General features: G+C 73.9%; 1 protein-coding gene. It reads left to right on the top strand.

The genetic code is table 11. The features are described 5' to 3' along the window. Window positions 1-575: Ig-like domain-containing protein (locus AC2EAQ_RS18910; RefSeq protein ID WP_484645993.1), on the top strand; the 575-nt coding region annotated here is incomplete at both ends.

Here is a 575-nt window from a genome sequence, read left to right as displayed (position 1 = left end):
GGTGCCACCGTGACGATCGAGGTGGTCAATGCAGCGGGCGACGTGGTGCAGACGCGCACTGCTGCGGTCGGCGCGGACGGCCGCTACACGGTCGACGCCGCTGCGCTGGGCGACGGCGCCTACACCGTGCGCGTCAACGCCAGCGACGCGGCGGGCAACGCCGCCACGACGGTCACGACCAGCATCGAAGTGGACGCCACGCCGCCGACCGTGACCGTCAGCGCCGCTGCGCTCACCCGCGACACCACGCCCACGATCAGTGGCACGACCACCGGCCTGGCCGAGGGTGCCACCGTGACGATCGAGGTGGTCAATGCAGCGGGCGACGTGGTGCAGACGCGCACTGCTGCGGTCGGCGCGGACGGCCGCTACACGGTCGACGCCGCTGCGCTGGGCGACGGCGCCTACACGGTGCGCGTCAACGCCAGCGACGCGGCGGGCAATGCCGCCATGGCCGCCACGGCCAGCATCGAAGTGGACGCCACGCCGCCGACCGTGACGGTCAGCGCCGCCGCGCTCACCCGCGACACCACGCCCACGATCAGCGGCACGACCACCGGCCTGGCCGAGGGTGC

Source organism: Aquabacterium sp. T101, assembly GCF_057219775.1.
This window is presented reverse-complemented; position numbering and strand designations above follow the sequence as displayed.